The sequence below is a fragment of the Malaciobacter mytili LMG 24559 genome (assembly GCF_003346775.1).
Taxonomy (GTDB): Bacteria; Campylobacterota; Campylobacteria; order Campylobacterales; family Arcobacteraceae; genus Malaciobacter; species Malaciobacter mytili.
Window position 1 is genome coordinate 564,638 of sequence record NZ_CP031219.1, and the last position, 16,570, is coordinate 581,207.

Annotated in this window: 14 protein-coding genes; 9 read left to right on the forward strand and 5 right to left on the reverse strand. The window is 27.3% G+C overall.

Going from position 1 to position 16,570, the window contains the following annotated elements; translation table 11 throughout:
• Positions 1–55: 55 nt before the first annotated feature.
• From AMYT_RS02860 to AMYT_RS02885, 6 genes are all read left to right on the forward strand, one after another.
• Positions 56–1,333 (forward strand): GGDEF domain-containing response regulator, encoded by a 1,278-nt coding sequence (locus tag AMYT_RS02860; protein WP_162919459.1) that lies wholly within the window; start codon positions 56–58, stop codon positions 1,331–1,333.
• A gap of 234 nt (positions 1,334–1,567) precedes the next feature.
• Positions 1,568–3,121 (forward strand): 2-isopropylmalate synthase, encoded by a 1,554-nt coding sequence (locus AMYT_RS02865; RefSeq protein WP_114841063.1) that lies wholly within the window; start codon positions 1,568–1,570, stop codon positions 3,119–3,121.
• Between the two features lie 148 nt (positions 3,122–3,269).
• On the forward strand, positions 3,270–5,294 hold the full coding sequence (locus tag AMYT_RS02870; protein WP_114841064.1) for a DUF1538 family protein: 2,025 nt from the start codon (positions 3,270–3,272) through the stop codon (positions 5,292–5,294).
• Entirely contained in the window at positions 5,272–5,598 is a 327-nt protein-coding gene (locus AMYT_RS02875) for a thioredoxin family protein (protein ID WP_114841065.1), read from the forward strand. Before AMYT_RS02870 ends, AMYT_RS02875 begins: the two co-directional genes overlap by 23 nt.
• Positions 5,599–5,611: 13 nt before the next feature.
• Positions 5,612–6,031, forward strand: coding sequence for a heme-binding domain-containing protein (locus AMYT_RS02880; protein WP_114841066.1), 420 nt, complete (start codon positions 5,612–5,614; stop codon positions 6,029–6,031).
• 1 nt (position 6,032) lies between these two features.
• The gene (locus AMYT_RS02885; protein ID WP_114841067.1) at positions 6,033–8,990 is read left to right on the forward strand and encodes a MutS-related protein; all 2,958 of its coding nucleotides are present in this window, start codon (positions 6,033–6,035) and stop codon (positions 8,988–8,990) included.
• A gap of 139 nt (positions 8,991–9,129) precedes the next feature.
• On the opposite strand, the gene hisA is transcribed toward AMYT_RS02885, so the two are convergent.
• From hisA to hisH, 3 genes are read right to left on the reverse strand one after another with little or no spacing between them, the layout of a single operon-like run.
• Positions 9,130–9,837, reverse strand: a complete 708-nt coding sequence (hisA, locus tag AMYT_RS02890) for a 1-(5-phosphoribosyl)-5-[(5-phosphoribosylamino)methylideneamino]imidazole-4-carboxamide isomerase (protein WP_114841068.1) — start codon at positions 9,835–9,837, stop codon at positions 9,130–9,132.
• 21 nt (positions 9,838–9,858) lie between these two features.
• Entirely contained in the window at positions 9,859–10,698 is an 840-nt protein-coding gene (locus tag AMYT_RS02895; RefSeq protein ID WP_114841069.1) for a TIGR01777 family oxidoreductase, read from the reverse strand.
• Between the two features lie 10 nt (positions 10,699–10,708).
• Positions 10,709–11,317 (reverse strand): imidazole glycerol phosphate synthase subunit HisH, encoded by a 609-nt coding sequence (hisH, locus tag AMYT_RS02900; protein WP_114841070.1) that lies wholly within the window; start codon positions 11,315–11,317, stop codon positions 10,709–10,711.
• A gap of 246 nt (positions 11,318–11,563) precedes the next feature.
• On the opposite strand from hisH, the gene AMYT_RS02905 reads away from it, so the two are divergent.
• The 3 genes from AMYT_RS02905 to AMYT_RS02910 are packed head-to-tail and all read left to right on the forward strand — an operon-like array spanning position 11,564 to position 14,008.
• On the forward strand, positions 11,564–11,953 hold the full coding sequence (locus AMYT_RS02905) for an SxtJ family membrane protein (protein ID WP_114841071.1): 390 nt from the start codon (positions 11,564–11,566) through the stop codon (positions 11,951–11,953).
• 7 nt (positions 11,954–11,960) lie between these two features.
• Complete coding sequence (locus AMYT_RS14910; protein ID WP_162919460.1) at positions 11,961–12,110, forward strand: DUF5989 family protein; 150 nt, start codon at positions 11,961–11,963, stop codon at positions 12,108–12,110.
• Between the two features lie 11 nt (positions 12,111–12,121).
• Positions 12,122–14,008 (forward strand): carbamoyltransferase family protein, encoded by a 1,887-nt coding sequence (locus AMYT_RS02910; protein WP_114841072.1) that lies wholly within the window; start codon positions 12,122–12,124, stop codon positions 14,006–14,008.
• A gap of 16 nt (positions 14,009–14,024) precedes the next feature.
• On the opposite strand, the gene AMYT_RS02915 is transcribed toward AMYT_RS02910, so the two are convergent.
• Complete coding sequence (locus AMYT_RS02915) at positions 14,025–14,597, reverse strand: ComF family protein (RefSeq protein WP_114841073.1); 573 nt, start codon at positions 14,595–14,597, stop codon at positions 14,025–14,027.
• A gap of 156 nt (positions 14,598–14,753) precedes the next feature.
• The gene (gene lepA / locus AMYT_RS02920) at positions 14,754–16,541 is read right to left on the reverse strand and encodes a translation elongation factor 4 (protein WP_114841074.1); all 1,788 of its coding nucleotides are present in this window, start codon (positions 16,539–16,541) and stop codon (positions 14,754–14,756) included.
• Positions 16,542–16,570: the final 29 nt, after the last annotated feature.

The following is a 16,570-nucleotide window of genomic DNA, read 5'->3' on the forward strand; positions in this document are numbered from 1 at the left end:
TTAAAATTAATAATAAAAGTGCTAAACTATTTTACAAAAATAAAAAGAGTATATGTTGAAAAAAATCAATAAAGAACTATTATCTAATATAACAGTATTATATGTTGAAGACGAAACTATGATTAGAGAAGAAGTTTCTTTTTTCTTTAAGAAATATATAAAAAATTTTTATTGTGCTACAAATGGTCTTGAAGGGATAAAACTTTTTAATGAAGTAAATCCTGATATTATAATTACAGATATTCAAATGCCTAAGATGAATGGCTTAGATATGATAAAAGAGTTAAATACAAATGTTCCTGTAATTATTACTACTGCATATTCAGATATAGAATACTTTTTAAAAGCAATAGAATTAAAAGTTCAAAAATTTGTAATTAAGCCACTTGATTTAATAGAGTTAGTTAGTAGTATACAAGATTGTATTATTACAAATAATTTGCAAGATAAGTTTTTTGAAAAAGAGAGTTTATTAAAAATTATAAATGAAAATGTATTATTGTCAATTGCCGATAAAAATGGAACAATAATTGATGTAAGTAGTGCTTTTTGTGATTTTACAGGCTTCTCAAAAGGTGAGTTAGTTGGACAAAAACACAATCTTTTAAAACATGAAGATACTAGTGATGAGTTTTATAAAAATATGTGGCAAACAATTTTATCTGGAAAAATTTTTGAATCAGAAATTAAAAATAAAAAGAGAAATGGTGAAGCTTATATTGCAAATTTAACTATTAGTCCTGTTTTTAAAGATGGTGAAATAGTTAGTTTTACTACAATTACACAAGATATTACAAGTAAAAAAAGATTAGAACAATTAACAATTGAAGATGATTTAACAAAACTTTATAATAGACGACATTTTAATACTGTTTTAGAAGCTGAAATAAAAAGAATAAGAAGAGAGAAGTCATTTTTATCTTTTTTAATAGTTGATATAGATTATTTTAAAAAGTTTAATGATATGTATGGACATCCTAAAGGGGATCAAATACTAAAAAATGTAGCAAATATTTTAAAAAAATGTGTAAATAGACCAACAGATTATATTTTTAGATTAGGTGGAGAAGAGTTTGGGGTATTATTTTCTGGCTTAGATATAGAACAATCAATGGATTTTTCTAAAAGAATAGTTGAAGCTATTTATGAAGAGCAAATAGAACATTTAGGAAATGAAATACATGGAGTAATCACAATTTCTGCTGGGCTTTTGGTTCATTCTTATCATTATATTGAAGATGATGAAAAAGTCTATAAATATTCAGATGATGCTTTATATGAAGCAAAACATGCTGGAAAAAATAGAGTTGTTTTATCAAAAAAATCAAAATAACTCTTGACAAATAAAAATTTATTAATTATAATTGAACAAATTTATGGGAGAGTAAAATGAAAATATTCGATTTTTTTAATAATCAATTCATCAAAAGTGTTAATACTCTTCTTCTGCTTACAAAATCACTCTAATATTTACACAATATACAATTAATCATCACGTTTACAAATAACTGTTTTTTTTCTTTATAGAAAAATAGATATAATAATGTACTTTTTAAAGGGTAAAATCATGGATAAAAATAGAATTATAGTATTTGATACTACATTAAGAGATGGAGAACAAAGTCCAGGCTGTTCAATGAACACTGAAGAGAAAATCAAAGTTGCTAAGCAGTTAGAAAAATTAGGAGTTGATGTTATTGAAGCAGGATTTGCAGCAGCTAGTCCAGGGGATTTTGATGCTGTAAGTAGAATTGCTGAGCAAATTGAAAAATCATCAATTTGTTCATTAAGTAGAGCAGTTGAAAATGATATTAAACAAGCTGGATTAGCAGTTCAAAGAGCTAAAATGCATAGAATTCACACTTTTATTGCAACAAGTCCTATTCATATGAAATATAAATTAAAGATGAGTGAAGAAGAGGTAATAAAAAGAGCAATTCATGCAGTAGAGTATGCAAAAACTTTTGTTGATGATGTTGAGTTTTCTTTAGAAGATGCAGGAAGAAGTGAAATTTCTTTTATGAAAGAAGTTATGGATGCAGTAATTAGTGCAGGTGCTAGAACTATTAACTTACCAGATACAGTTGGATACAGATTACCAACAGAATTAGGTGCAATGGTAAAAGAATTAAGTGATTTTGCTGGAAATAGAGCAATTATTTCTGTACATAATCATAATGACTTAGGATTAGCAACAGCAAATACTTTAGCAGCAGTAGCAAATGGAGCTAGACAAATTGAAGTAACAATCAATGGTTTAGGTGAAAGAGCTGGTAACTCTGCTTTAGAAGAAGCTGTAATGGCTATAAAAACAAGACGTGATGCTTTTGGAGATTTATATACAAATATAAATACAAAAGAGATTTATGCTACTTCTAGATTAGTTGCAACTATTACAGGAGTTGAACCACAACAAAATAAAGCAATTGTAGGTAAAAATGCATTTTCACATGAAAGTGGAATTCACCAAGATGGTGTATTAAAACATCAAGAAACATATGAAATTATGAAACCTGAAGATGTTGGTGTAATTAAAGATTCAACATTAATTTTAGGAAAACATAGTGGAAGAGCAGCTTTTAGAGATAAAATAAATCAATTAGGTTTTGATAATGTAAGCGATGAAGAATTAAACTCTTCTTTTGAAAAATTTAAAATTTTAGCTGATAAGAAAAAAGAAGTAACAGATGATGATGTAAGAATGTTAATTACAGATGAGTCTTTAAATCAAGATAAAATCTATGAATTAGTAGGATTACAAATTTCTGATTGTTCTAATGGAGTTCCAACTGCGGCAGTTAGTATAAAATATAATGATGAAATTTTAACAGATGCAAATATTGGTAATGGAACAATGGATGCAATTTTTAAAACAATTGATAGACTTACAGGATATAATGGGGAGTTACAAAATTATAATGTAACTTCAGTAACAGAGGGTAAAGATGCCCTTGCAAAAGTTACAACAAGAGTAGTTTTTGATGAAACTTCACCATCTTTTGTAGGACATGGTTTAAGTGTTGATACTATGCTTGCAACTGCAAATGCATATGTAAGTGCATTAAACTCTTATCTTTCTCAAAAACAAAGACTATTAAAAAATAAAGAACACCAAGTATAAAGCAGTTTTTACTGCTTTATAATAAAAAAATCTTTCTAAAAATAACTCAAATATGTCATTTTTTCAGCAAATAATTTGAATAATAATATTAAAATACATTTAAACTTTAGAACTAAATTCTAATAAAGGTAGGAGAAAAAAAGGGCATATGACACAATTTAATTTCTTTTTAAAGCTTTTGAGAGAGTCTTTTCGAGATTTACTTCCAATTATAGTAGTAATTTTATTCTTTCAACTAGCAATTATTCAAACAGTTCCTGAGAACTGGCTTTCAACAGCAATTGGATTAACAATTGTAGGTGTGGGGCTTGCAATATTTTTGCAAGGTTTAGAAATAGGGATTTTTCCTGTGGGAGAGGGATTAGCCCGAGAGTTTGCTAAAAATGGAACCTTTATTTGGATTTTAATTTTTGGCTTTTTAATAGGTTTTGGTACTACAATTGCTGAACCAGCACTTGCAGTTATTGCCGATAAAGCAGCTTCTATTTCTAGTGGAAGAATAGATGCTACAATGCTTAGACTTGTTGTTGCGGGTTCTGTTGGCTTTGCTATTTTATTAGGTGTATATAGAATTATAAAAGGTCACCCAATACACTTTTATATAATTGCTGGTTATATTTTAGTTGTAGGTGTTACATTTTTTGCTCCAAAAGAGATAATAGGTTTAGCTTATGACTTAGGAGGAGTTACTACTTCAACTGTAACAGTTCCTTTAGTTGCTGCACTTGGAATTGGTCTTGCAACTTCAATAAAAGGAAGAAATCCTGTTATTGATGGTTTTGGTCTTATCGCTTTTGCTTCTTTAACTCCTATGATTTTTGTACAAATATATGGTATTGCAGTTTATAACTTAGTTGATGCAAAACAAGTTAGCGAAGTAGTAGTTCATGCAACTGTATCAAATGTAGTTACAATTACTCCTTTTTCTATTCTTTCTGGAATTATTGCTGTTACAAAAGATGTTTTACCAATTTTAGTAATTATTTTATTTTTTCAATATATTGTATTAAAAAAGAAAATTAATAATTTAAAAACAGTATTTTTAGGTTTTGCTTTAGTAATTATTGGATTGTATGCATTTATTCTTGGGTTAGAAATGGGGCTTTTCTCTCTTGGTGAGACAATGGCCTATCAATTAACAAAAGGTAACTCTGTACTTGTAATTTATGCTTTTTCTTTTGCAATAGGATTTTCAACTACAATGGCAGAACCAGCTCTTATGGCTATTGCTAAAAAAGCAAAAGAGATAAGTGATGGAAAAATCAATGATTTTGCATTAAGATTATTTGTAGCACTTGGAGTTGCTATTGGTATTGCATTAGGTGCTTTTAGAATAGTTGATGGTGGACATATTCACTACTATATTATTGTGGGATATATAGTGGTTATTATACTAACTTTTTTAGCTCCTAGATATATAATTCCAATTGCATATGATAGTGGAGGAGTTACTACATCAACAGTTACTGTTCCTTTAGTAGCAGCACTTGGAATTGGACTTGCAACTAATATTGAAGGAAGAAGTGCTTTAATTGATGGTTTTGGACTTATTGCCTTTGCTTCTCTTTTTCCAATGATTACAGTGATGCTTTATGGTATTATAATTGAAAAACTTGGAGTTAAATCAGATACTGAAATTGAAGCTGCTAATATCTTAAAAGATGCTCTTGTTGATGCAGAAAATATGGATTTAGCAACTGTAAATATTGATGGAGGAAATAGAAGACACTCTTTACCTATGGATTTTAGTGCAGTTGTTATTATTGTTCCTGCTGATAAAAAAATTGATGCAATTGAAGCTGCAAGTAAAGCAGGTGCAAGTGGAGTAACTGTTTTAAAAGCAGATGGTATAGGCTTAGAAGGTATTGGGAATTTTTATAGAACTTCTTTTGAGGCAAATGATGTATTGCTTCTTTTCTTACTTCCTAGTGGAATGGTAAATAAAGTTATTAAATCAATAATTCATACACTTCATATTACAACAACAGGAAAAGGTGTCGCTTTTGCATTTCCTTTAAGTCATATGAAAGGGATTAGCTTAAATAGACATGATATTTTCACATATAGAAAAGATCATAAAAACCCTGAAAATAATTTAAAAAGTCAAGAAGATGAAGATAAATTTAATCAAGAATTAGAAAGAGAATTAAATGATACAAGTAACAACTCTTGATTTTATAACTTCAAAGATTAATACAGGTGAGCCTGTATTAATCTATTTTAGTGGCGAAATGTGCTCTGTTTGCAATGTTTTAAAACCAAAAATTCAAGAAGAAATATCTAAAAAATTTCCTAAAATAGAGCAATTTGAAGTAAAAGCAGATTTGTATAAACAAATAGCAAGCCATTTTACGGTATTTTCTATTCCAACAATATTGGTCTTTTTTGATAAAAAAGAGTTTAAAAGAGTAGGAAGAAATATTAGTATTTCTTTATTTATGCAAGAGTTAGAAAGACCATATAACCTATTTATTTAAAGAAGAGTTTTAAATGAAAAGAACTTTATTAATCTTTTTAATAGTATTTGTAGTAATGCAATTTATTAGGCCAACACAACAAAATGCAAAAACAACTAAAGAGTTGGAACTAGTAGCATCTTCTGAAGTTATGCAAATCTTTCAAACTTCTTGTTATGATTGCCACTCAAATAGCACTACTTGGCCTTGGTATTCTCAAGTAGCACCATTTTCATGGGTTATTGCTTCCCATGTGGAAAATGGAAGAACAGCATTAAACTTTTCTACTTGGCAAGAATATCCTAAAGAAAAACAAGAAGAAAAACTAAAATCAATTTATAAAAAAATATATGCTTCTATGCCTTTAGAAAGTTATACGGCTTTTCATAAAGAAGCACAATTAACAAAAGAACAAAGAGAATTTATTAGAGAATGGACAGGAGTGAGAAAATAAATTGAGACAAGAAGTTCAAGAGTTATTAGACGATAAAAAAACTTTACTTACAAAAACTTATTTTAAACTTCAAAAATTATTTGAAAAAAAATATGGTAAAAATACCCTTGTGCTTATGGAAATAGGGACTTTTTTTGAAGTTTATGAAGTAAATAATGAAACTGAACAAATAGGTAAAGCAAAAGAAATTGCAGAATTATTAAATATTCAATTAACTAGAAAAAATAAATCAATTTTAGAAAATTCACAAGAAAATCCTATTATGGCAGGTGTTCCTGCTATCTCTTTTGATAAACATCTTTCAAGAATTATTAGTGAGCAAAAATATACAGTTGTAATAATTAGACAAAAAGGTATACCTCCAAAAGTTTCTAGGTATTTAGATACTGTTATTAGTCCTGGAACAAACTTTGATTTTGTAGTTGATCAAGATGAAAATAATATAACTTCATTAATTGTTGATCAAGTAAAAGGTATTTATTTAATTGGATATAGTGCTATTGATGTAACAACAGGAAAGTGTTATTATAATGAAATTCATGGGACAAGCGAAGATAAATTTTATGCATTAGATGAAGTATTTAATTATATGAATATGCATAAAACAAATGAAGTTGTAGTAACTTTTGCAGATAAAAATATAAATCAAAAAGAGTTTATTGATTATTTAGAGTTAAATTTAAAAACTTTTCATATTGGAACTTTTAGACCAAAAATAAATTATCAAAATGAACTTTTTAAAAATGTATTTAATATTCAATCTTTACTTACTTCAATAGAACATCTTGATATGGAAAGAGTACCTTTATGTAGCGAATCACTTGCTATTTTAATTGACTTTGTAATAGGTCATGATTCAAATATTGTTCAAAAATTATCTCCTCCAATAAAATTAGATATTTCAAAATATATATATCTAGGCAATAATGCTCTTGAACAATTAAATATAATAGAAACTTCTCATAATCCAAGTTTAATAAAGCTTATTAATAATACTTCAACTGCAATGGGAAAAAGACTTTTAAAAGAAAGACTTACTCATCCTGTAAAAGATAGTAAAGAGTTATTAAGAAGATATGCTTTATCAAAAGAGTTATATGATTATCACACTCCAATAGAAAATGAATTAGCAAATATTTATGATATAGAAAGACTTACAAGAAGAATAAAACTTACAAGATTACATCCTTTTGAATTAAACTATTTATATGATTCTTTATTAAGTATTAAAGAGGTTGTAAAATTTATGGAAAACTATAAGTTTTTTACACCTCCTTGTAGCTCTGAAGAGTTACAACTTTTTATTGATTCTATAGATTCTACTTTTGATTTAAATGTTTCTGGTAGATATATGTTAAAAGATGTGGAAGCAAATATGGTTTGTGAGGGGATAAATGTTCAAATTGATGAATTAAATAAAGAAAATGAAATACTTTATTCTAAACTTGAACGATTAAAAGCACATATTTTAACTTATTTAAAAAGTGATGATGAAAATCAAGTAAGTATAAATAGGCTTGATAAAGAAGGATTTTATTTAGGTATTACAAAAAATAGATTTAATTTAATAAAAGATGAGTTATTAAATTCTCATATAATTATTGATGATGAATTATTACTTGTAAAGGATTTTAGTTTTAAAGTACAAACAACAAATGTAAAAATTTCTTGTTGCTTAACAGAGAGTGTATCTGATAAATACGTACATAACTTAAGAAAGATTATAGAATTAAATAAACTTGTATTTAAAGAAAAACTTATAGAATTTGAAAAGAAATTTGCTTTTCTTTTAGAAGAACTTGTACAATTTATTGCTGAAATTGACTTAACGGTATCAAATATAAAAACAGCAAAAAAATATAATTATACTTGCCCTAAAATAGTAAAAACAAAAGATGATGAAAACTTTTTAGAACTAATTGAGCTTAGACATCCAATAATTGAAGCAAATGAAGAACAAGGTATATATGTTCCAAATGATGTGATTTTAGGACAATTGACTTATGCTTCAAAAGAGTATAAAAATAATGTAATTATAAAAAATTCAAATCCTTTAAATATTACTGATAATAAGATGAATGGAGTTTTACTTTATGGTATTAACTCTTCTGGAAAATCTTCTTTAATGAAATCAATAGGAATTGCAGTTATTTTAGCCCAAGCAGGATTTTATGTGCCTTGTAAATCTATGAGATTTTCTATTTTTGATGCAGTTTATACTAGAATTAGTGGAGCTGATAATATTGCAAAAGGGCTTTCATCTTTTGCAGTAGAAATGCTTGAACTTAAAAATATTTTTAATCGTGCCACTAAAAAATCTTTAATCTTAGGGGATGAGATTTCTCATAGTACAGAGACTTTAAGTGGATTAAGTATAGTTGCAAGTGCTATTTTAAAACTTGCAAAATTAGAATCAATTTTTGTATTTGCTACACATTTACATCAACTTCCAGAAATTAAAGAGATAGAAGAATTAAGAAATATTATCTCTTTACATCTTTCTGTTATGTATGAAGATAAAGAAGACAAGCTTATCTTTGATAGAAAATTAGCTTATGGAAGTGGTTCTTCTATGTATGGCTTAGAGTATGCAAGATCTCTTCATATGGATAAAGAGTTTTTAAATGTGGCAAATGATATTAGAAAAAGATTATCTGATGATTATACTAAAGTTGAAAGATTAACTCAAAGAAAAACTTCTAAATATAATAAAGATGTTTATGCTAGTTCTTGTGTAATTTGTGGTAAAGCTTGTGATGATGTTCATCATATAAAAGAACAAGCAAGGGCAAATAAAGATGGCTTTATAGGTCATATAAATGCAAATCATAAATATAATCTTATTCCTTTATGCAAAGAACATCATAAATTAGTACATGAGGGTAAAATAAATATAAATGGGTTTGTTGCAACTTCAAATGGTTTAGAGTTGCACTATACTATAATAGAAAATAATTAACTTTTTTTAAAAAAGTTTCTTATTAATAAAAAAATAAAAAATAAAGCAATAGATAAGTTTAGATAAAAGCCTTGCATATTCCCTTCATTAAAAAAGGTATATGCTAAAGCTAGAAAAATAAAAGATATTATAAGGCACATTATAAGATTTTAAAAGCCTCTTGTAAATCAATAGTTCCTTCATAAAAGGCTTTTCCTACTATTACACCAGAAATATTACCATTGTTTTTACAATTTACAATATCAGAAATATCTTTAACTCCTCCACTTGCAATAGTTTCAATTCCACTAGCTTGTGCAATAGCTTCTGTAAATTCAACATTTACTCCACATAACATTCCATCTTTACTAATATCTGTACAAATAATAGCTTGAACACCAGCATTTGCAAACTCGCGTGCAAGATCTGTAGCTTTCATATTTGAAACCTCTGCCCAACCTTCAACAGCTACCATCCCATCTTTTGCATCAATTCCAACAGCAATTGGGTATTTACTTGCCATCTCTTTTACAAATTGTGGGTCTTTTACTGCAATTGAACCTAAAATTAACCTATCAACACCTAGTTCTACATACATCTTGATAGTCTCTTCATCTCTAATTCCACCACCAAGTTCTATTTTTAAATTACAATTTTCTCTTATTTTTTTTATTTGCTCTAGGTTTGCAGGCTCTCCTGCAAATGCTCCATTTAAATCAACAATATGAAGCCATTTACTCCCTAATTCTTCAAACTTTTTTGCCACTTGCCAAGGCTCATCTGAGTATATTTTTGCACTTTCCATAAGTCCTTTACTTAATCTTACAGCTTTCCCATCTTTTAAATCAATCGCTGGTAATATATCCAAAACTTTTCTCCCTTTTATAAATTAAACTAGACTATTTACAGTCTCTTGTATATCATTGTATTTAAATTTAAAACCTAAACTTAATAGTTTTTTAGGAACCACATCTTGTCCATCTGTTAAAACTTTTGCACCTTCACTAAAAATAAGTTTTAAAACAAATTCTGGAACAGGGAAAAAAGTAGGTCTTTTTACTGCTTTTCCTAAGGCTCTTGTAAGGCCTAAATTTGTAGTTGGTTTTGGAGCAGTTAAATTAAAAGTATCAGCTAAATTATTATCAATTACAAATTTATAAGCATTTAATAAATCATCTATATGAATAAATGAAAAAGCCTGATTTCCACTTCCAATAACTCCACCAAGTCCTAGTTTAAAAGGTGTAAGCATTTTTGCAAAAGCTCCACCTTTTTTACCCAGTACTATACCAAATCTAAAAATAGATACTTTTGTATTTGCTTTTTTAGCTTCTTCTTCCCATCTTTGGCAAAGAGTTGATAAAAAATCATTTGAAAAATTTCCTTTTTCATCATAAGTATCTTTATTATCATAAATACCAACAGCAGAAGTTGAAATAAGTAATTCAGGCTTAGTTTCACTATTATTTATAGCTTCAACTATTTTTGAAGTTGTATCAATTCTACTAGAGTATAGTAATTGTTTATATTCAGGCGTCCATCTACTAATAATATTTGCACCTGCAAGGTTTATTACTATATTACTATTTGCCATAAGTTCTTGAAGTTTTTCTTTATTATTTAAAATATCTCTTGAAATAGCAACTACTTTATATCCATATTTTTGAAAAAAAGTTGTAAGTGAAGAACCTACAAAGCCACTTGCTCCTGTTATTGCTATAGTTTTCATGGTATCTCCTTTATTTTATATTCATAAAATTTTTAAGAATCTTTAAACCATTATCATGGGATTTTTCAGGATGAGGTTGAAATCCAAAAATATTATCTTTGTTTACCGCACTAGCAAAATCATATCCATAAGTAGTTTTACCAATGATATTTTTTTCATTTGTTACTGCATGATAAGAGTGAACAAAGTATAAATAAGGATTTTTTAGTCCTTCAAATAGTTTATGTTCTTTATTTGCTATTGTGTTCCATCCCATATGAGGTATTTTAAAATCTTCATGCATTTTTGATTTATCAAATTTTACAACATTACCTTCAATTAAACCTAAGCCTTTTGTTAATCCAAACTCTTCTGAACTTTCAAATAAAAGTTGCATACCTAAACAAATACCAATCATTGGTTTTCCTGTTTTTGCAAATCCAAAAATTGCTTCTTTCATTCCTGTTGTATTTAAGTGTTCCATTGCATCGGCATAGGCACCAACTCCTGGAAGAATTATTCTATCAAAATTTTTTAACTCTTCAGGGTTTTGTACTATTGTAGCTTTTGTATCTAATAGATGACAAGCATTATAAACACTTGCTAAGTTTCCCATATTGTAATCAATTATTCCAATCACTTTTATTCCCTCTAAATAAAATTGATTATACTAAATTTTAGCATCATCTAAGGTTAAAATAAAATCTTTCTTTTTTATTATTAAAATAACTTAATTTTATATTTATAAATTTATAAAATAATAAATATTTATTGATATAAGTGTTGAAAAAAGCACTTATTTTTAGTTATTTTTTAAAAATAATATTAAGAAAAGATTTGATATACTCTATATTTTTACAAGTATTAAAAAAGTGGAGAGTAATATATGTTTGGAAAAATTAAAAAAAAAGAATTGATTTCTTTTGGTTTAATTTGGGCTTTTTTATTTTTTATAATAGGTTTATATCCACTAGTTTATAGTAAAGATTTAAGAGTTTGGTCTATTATTATTGCAAGTATTATATTAATTATCTTAATTATAAAACCCGAGATTTTAAATAAATTTTATATCATTTGGATAAAATTTGGTGAATTTATTGGAAAATTTATGTCAAAAATAATTATGTTTATTTTATATTTTGGCATATTTACTCCAACTTCTTTTGTTTTAAAAATACTAAAAAAAGATTTGCTAAGAAAAAAAATTAATAAACAAGAGAATTCTTATTGGATTTCAAGAGATACTCAACCCCAATCAATGAAAAAACAATTTTAGGAAAAAAATGTCAATATTAAAAGAATTATGGGATTTTATGAAAGTTAGAAAAAAATATTGGTTAGCACCAATAATCTTTTTAATGCTTATGTTAGGAGCTATAATTGTACTTGCTCAAGGTAGTGCTGTAGCACCTTTTATATATACATTATTCTAAGAGTTTAAATAATGTATATTTTAGGAATATCTGCTTATTATCACGATAGTAGTGTTGCAATTATTAAAAATGAACATATTATAGCAGCAGTCCAAGAAGAAAGATTTACAAGAATTAAGCATGATAGTAATTTCCCAAGTCAATCAATTAAATATTGTTTAAATGAAGCAGGAATAACTTTAGATGAAATTGATTATATTGCTTTTTATGATAAACCTTTTATAAAATTTGAAAGATTACTTGAAACATATTTAACAGAAGCTCCAAAAGGCTTTAAATCATTTTTAATGGCTATTCCTATTTGGTTAAAAGAAAAACTTTTTTTAAAAGAAACATTAGCAAGAGAGTTTACTTTATTATTTGAAGAACTAAATCCAAAAAAAAATGAAAAAGAGTTTAAAGCATTTAAAAAAAGAGTAATTGAAAAGTTTATGTTTAGTGAACATCATCAAAGTCATGCTGCAAGCGCTTTTTATCCAAGCCCTTATGAGGAAGCAGCAATATTAACTATTGATGGAGTAGGAGAGTGGACTACAACATCTATTGCCTATGGAAAGGCAAATAATATTAAATTTTTAAAAGAGATTCATTTTCCACACTCTTTAGGATTATTATACTCTGCTTTTACCTATTATACGGGCTTTAAAGTAAATAGTGGTGAGTATAAACTTATGGGGCTTGCTCCATATGGAAAGCCTATTTATTCTGATTTAATTAAAGAACATCTTATTCATATAAAAGATGATGGCTCTTTTAAACTTGATATGAGTTATTTTAATTATACTTCTGGTTTAACTATGACTAGCAATAAATTTCATAAACTTTTTGGTGGTAAACCAAGAGAAAGTGAAAGTGAAATTACTCAAAAAGAGATGGATTTAGCTGCATCAATTCAAAATGTAACAGAAGAGTTAGTTATAAAATTAGCAAATTACGCAAAAAAACTAACAGGTGCTAAAAATCTTTGCTTAGCTGGTGGTGTGGCACTAAATTGTGTTAGTAATGGAAAAATTTTAAAAGAAAATATTTTTGAAAATATCTGGATACAACCTGCTGCTGGTGATGCAGGTGGGTCTTTAGGCACAGCTTATTGTGCTTACTACCAAGAGCTAAATAATCCACGAACTATTAATTTAAATGAACTAGATAAAATGCAAGGTTCATATTTAGGACCTAAATTTTCAAATGAAGAAATAAAATCTTATTTGGATAAAGTAAATGCAGTATATGAGTTTATAAATAATGAAGATATTCTTATTGATAAAATTTCAACACAATTAGCATCTCAAAAAGTTATTGGATGGCATTGTGGTAGGATGGAATTTGGACCAAGATCTTTAGGAAATAGAAGTATTTTAGGAGATGCAAGAAGCTCAAAAATGCAATCTATTATGAATTTAAAAATTAAATATAGAGAAAGCTTTAGACCTTTTGCCCCCTCTGTTTTAAGAGAAAAAGTAAATGAATGGTATGACTTAAATACACATAGTCCTTATATGTTATTTGTTGCTTTGGTTAAAAAAGAAAAATGTTATAAAATGACTACTGAAGAAAAAAATTTATTTGGTATAGAAAAACTAAATATACAAAGAAGTATAATTCCTGCTGTTACACATATTGATTATAGTGCAAGAATTCAAACTGTACATAAAGAAACTAATCCTAGGTATCATAAATTAATATCTAATTTTGAAGAAAAAACGGGTTGTGCAACGATTGTAAATACTTCTTTTAATGTAAGGGGAGAACCAATTGTATGTACCCCTGAAGATAGTTATAGATGCTTTATGCGAACACAGATGGATATTTTAGTTATTGAAAATTTTATTATTTATAAACAAAATCAACCAAAATACTATAATAAAGAAAATTGGCATAATGAATTTAAATTGGATTAAAATTTTTTTAAATAGGCTAAATTTTAGCATCAGCTAGGGTTAAAGAAAATAAAACTTGGTTGTTTTTATTTTCTAAAGCCTTTTTAGCTTCTAATATTGTACTACCCGTAGTAATTAAATCATCACATAGAATTGTTGTTTGTTTAGTGAGATTTTTTACTTTAAATCTTCTTGGATTTTTTTGTCTATATTTTAAATCTTTTCCCGCATATTTTATATGATTTTGTGCTTTTAAAATATTATATTTAGGCAAAATATATTTTGATTTTAGTGAAGAAGCTAAAATTGCAGTATGGGAAAAATCATGTCTAGTATGGTCATCAATAGCAATTGCAAAAACTTTTTGTTTGTATGAAAAATTTAAAGCAAAGGTTTTAAAAGATAAATAAGCAAGTATTTTATAAACCTTATCTCCATAGAAATAATATTTTGAATTTATTAGTTCTTGAATTTCACTAAGAGCATAAAAAGAGTAGTTAAAAAAACCATCTTCTATCTCTCTTTTATAAAAAGATGGTTGTAAATATCTATTTTGACAATTTTTACAAATAATATAAAAAGATAAATTTTCACATAATATACAATGCATATAAAATAATACTATAAATTATTTAAATAGTTAGTAATGTTAATATAAAAATAATAGATATATAGAAAAATTTATAAATATAAAGTGTAAGATTTAAATGCAATATACAAGAAGTATATAAACATTTAAATCTTAAATTGAGTAAAAATCTTAAATTTAGATTTTTAAAACAGCCATAAATGCCTCTTGTGGCACATTAACTTTTCCTATGGCTTTCATTCTTTTTTTACCTGCTTTTTGTTTTTCAAGTAGTTTTCTTTTTCTTGTAATATCCCCACCATAACACTTAGCAGTAACATTTTTCCCCATAGATTTTACAGTCTCTCTTGCAATAATTGTAGTTCCAATACTTGCTTGAACTGCCACTTCAAAAAGTTGTCTAGGAATTAGTTCTTTTAAGGCTTTGATAAACTCTCTACCCCTTGCAACTGCTTTTTCTTCAGGTACAATAATAGATAAAGCATCAACTATATCTCCAGCAACTCTAACATCAAGTTTTTTTAGATTACCTGGTCTAAAACCTATTGGTTCATAATCAAAAGAGGCATATCCTTTTGTTGTAGATTTTAACTTATCATAAAAATCCATTACAATTTCATTCATAGGAATATCATACTCTAAAAGAACTCTTTTCCCTAAGTAATCCATTTTAATTTGAATAGCTCTTTTTTCATTTAAAAGCTTAATAACATTGCCTAAAAATTCATCAGGAACTAAAATAGTAGCTTTCACATATGGTTCAAAAATAGTTTCTATATAGTTTGGTTCAGGAAGCTCAGATGGATTTTGAATAATTACTTTTTCTCCATCTTTTTTTAATACTTCATATACAACAGTAGGAGCAGTTGCAATTAAATCTAAATCAAACTCTCTTTCAAGTCTTTCTTTTATAACTTCCATATGAAGCATACCTAAAAATCCAGTTCTAAATCCACTTCCAAGAGCAGCTGAACTTTCTGGCTCAAATGAAATTGATGAGTCATTTAGTTGAAGTTTTATTAAGGCTTCTCTTAAATCTTCAAATTTATCAGTTTCTATTGGATAAATTCCTGCAAATACAAAAGGTTTCGCTGGTTCAAATCCATCAATAGGTTCTAAAGTTGGATTTTTTGCATCAGTCATTGTATCCCCAACAGCAATACCATCAAGAGTTTTAAGTCCCAATACAACGATTCCAATTTCTCCTGTTTTTATCTCATTTGTATTTTCTCTTTTAATAGGATGAGGATACATAAGATTTAAAACTGGATGTTGAACTTTTGTGTTCATCATTTTTAGCATTTGACCTTTTTTAATACTTCCTTCATATACTCTAACTAAAGCCAAAGCACCAAGATAGTTATCAAACCAAGAGTCATAAATTAAAGCTTTTGCAGGAGCATTTTCATCTCCATTTGGAGCTGGGATTCTATCAACAATAGAATCTATTAAGTCTTTAACTCCAAGACCAGTTTTTGCACTTACTAAGTTGTGTTCAGTACAATCAAGTCCAATAGCTTCTTCAACTTCTTGTAAAACTCTATCTGGGTCTGCACTTGGTAAATCAATTTTATTTACAACTGGTAATAGTTCTAAATTATTATCAAGAGCAATATATACATTTGCAATTGTTTGAGCTTCTACACCTTGTGTTGAATCAACAATAAGTAATGCACCCTCAGATGAAGCTAAACTTCTACTTACTTCATATGAAAAGTCAACGTGTCCTGGAGTGTCAATAAGATTTAAAATATATTTTTCTCCATCTTTTTCATAGTTTAATCTAACACTTTGAGCTTTAATAGTAATTCCACGCTCTTGTTCTATATCCATAGTATCCATAATTTGTGCTGACATTTCTCTTTCACTAATAGCCCCACACTCTTGAATAATTCTATCTGCTAGAGTAGATTTTCCGTGGTCAATATGAGCAATAATACTAAAATTTCTAATATTTTTTTGCAAAGTAGTTTCCTAAGTTTTGTTAAATTTAC

Coding starts and splice junctions, on each gene's coding strand:
- AMYT_RS14910 (WP_162919460.1), top strand. CDS start 11,961: ATGTCAATATTAAAAGAATTATGGGATTTTATGAAAGTTAGAAAAAAA.
- AMYT_RS02880 (WP_114841066.1), top strand. CDS start 5,612: ATGAAAAGAACTTTATTAATCTTTTTAATAGTATTTGTAGTAATGCAA.
- AMYT_RS02895 (WP_114841069.1), bottom strand. CDS start 10,698: ATGAAAACTATAGCAATAACAGGAGCAAGTGGCTTTGTAGGTTCTTCA.
- AMYT_RS02870 (WP_114841064.1), top strand. CDS start 3,270: ATGACACAATTTAATTTCTTTTTAAAGCTTTTGAGAGAGTCTTTTCGA.
- AMYT_RS02905 (WP_114841071.1), top strand. CDS start 11,564: ATGTTTGGAAAAATTAAAAAAAAAGAATTGATTTCTTTTGGTTTAATT.
- AMYT_RS02875 (WP_114841065.1), top strand. CDS start 5,272: ATGATACAAGTAACAACTCTTGATTTTATAACTTCAAAGATTAATACA.
- AMYT_RS02915 (WP_114841073.1), bottom strand. CDS start 14,597: ATGCATTGTATATTATGTGAAAATTTATCTTTTTATATTATTTGTAAA.
- AMYT_RS02910 (WP_114841072.1), top strand. CDS start 12,122: ATGTATATTTTAGGAATATCTGCTTATTATCACGATAGTAGTGTTGCA.
- AMYT_RS02865 (WP_114841063.1), top strand. CDS start 1,568: ATGGATAAAAATAGAATTATAGTATTTGATACTACATTAAGAGATGGA.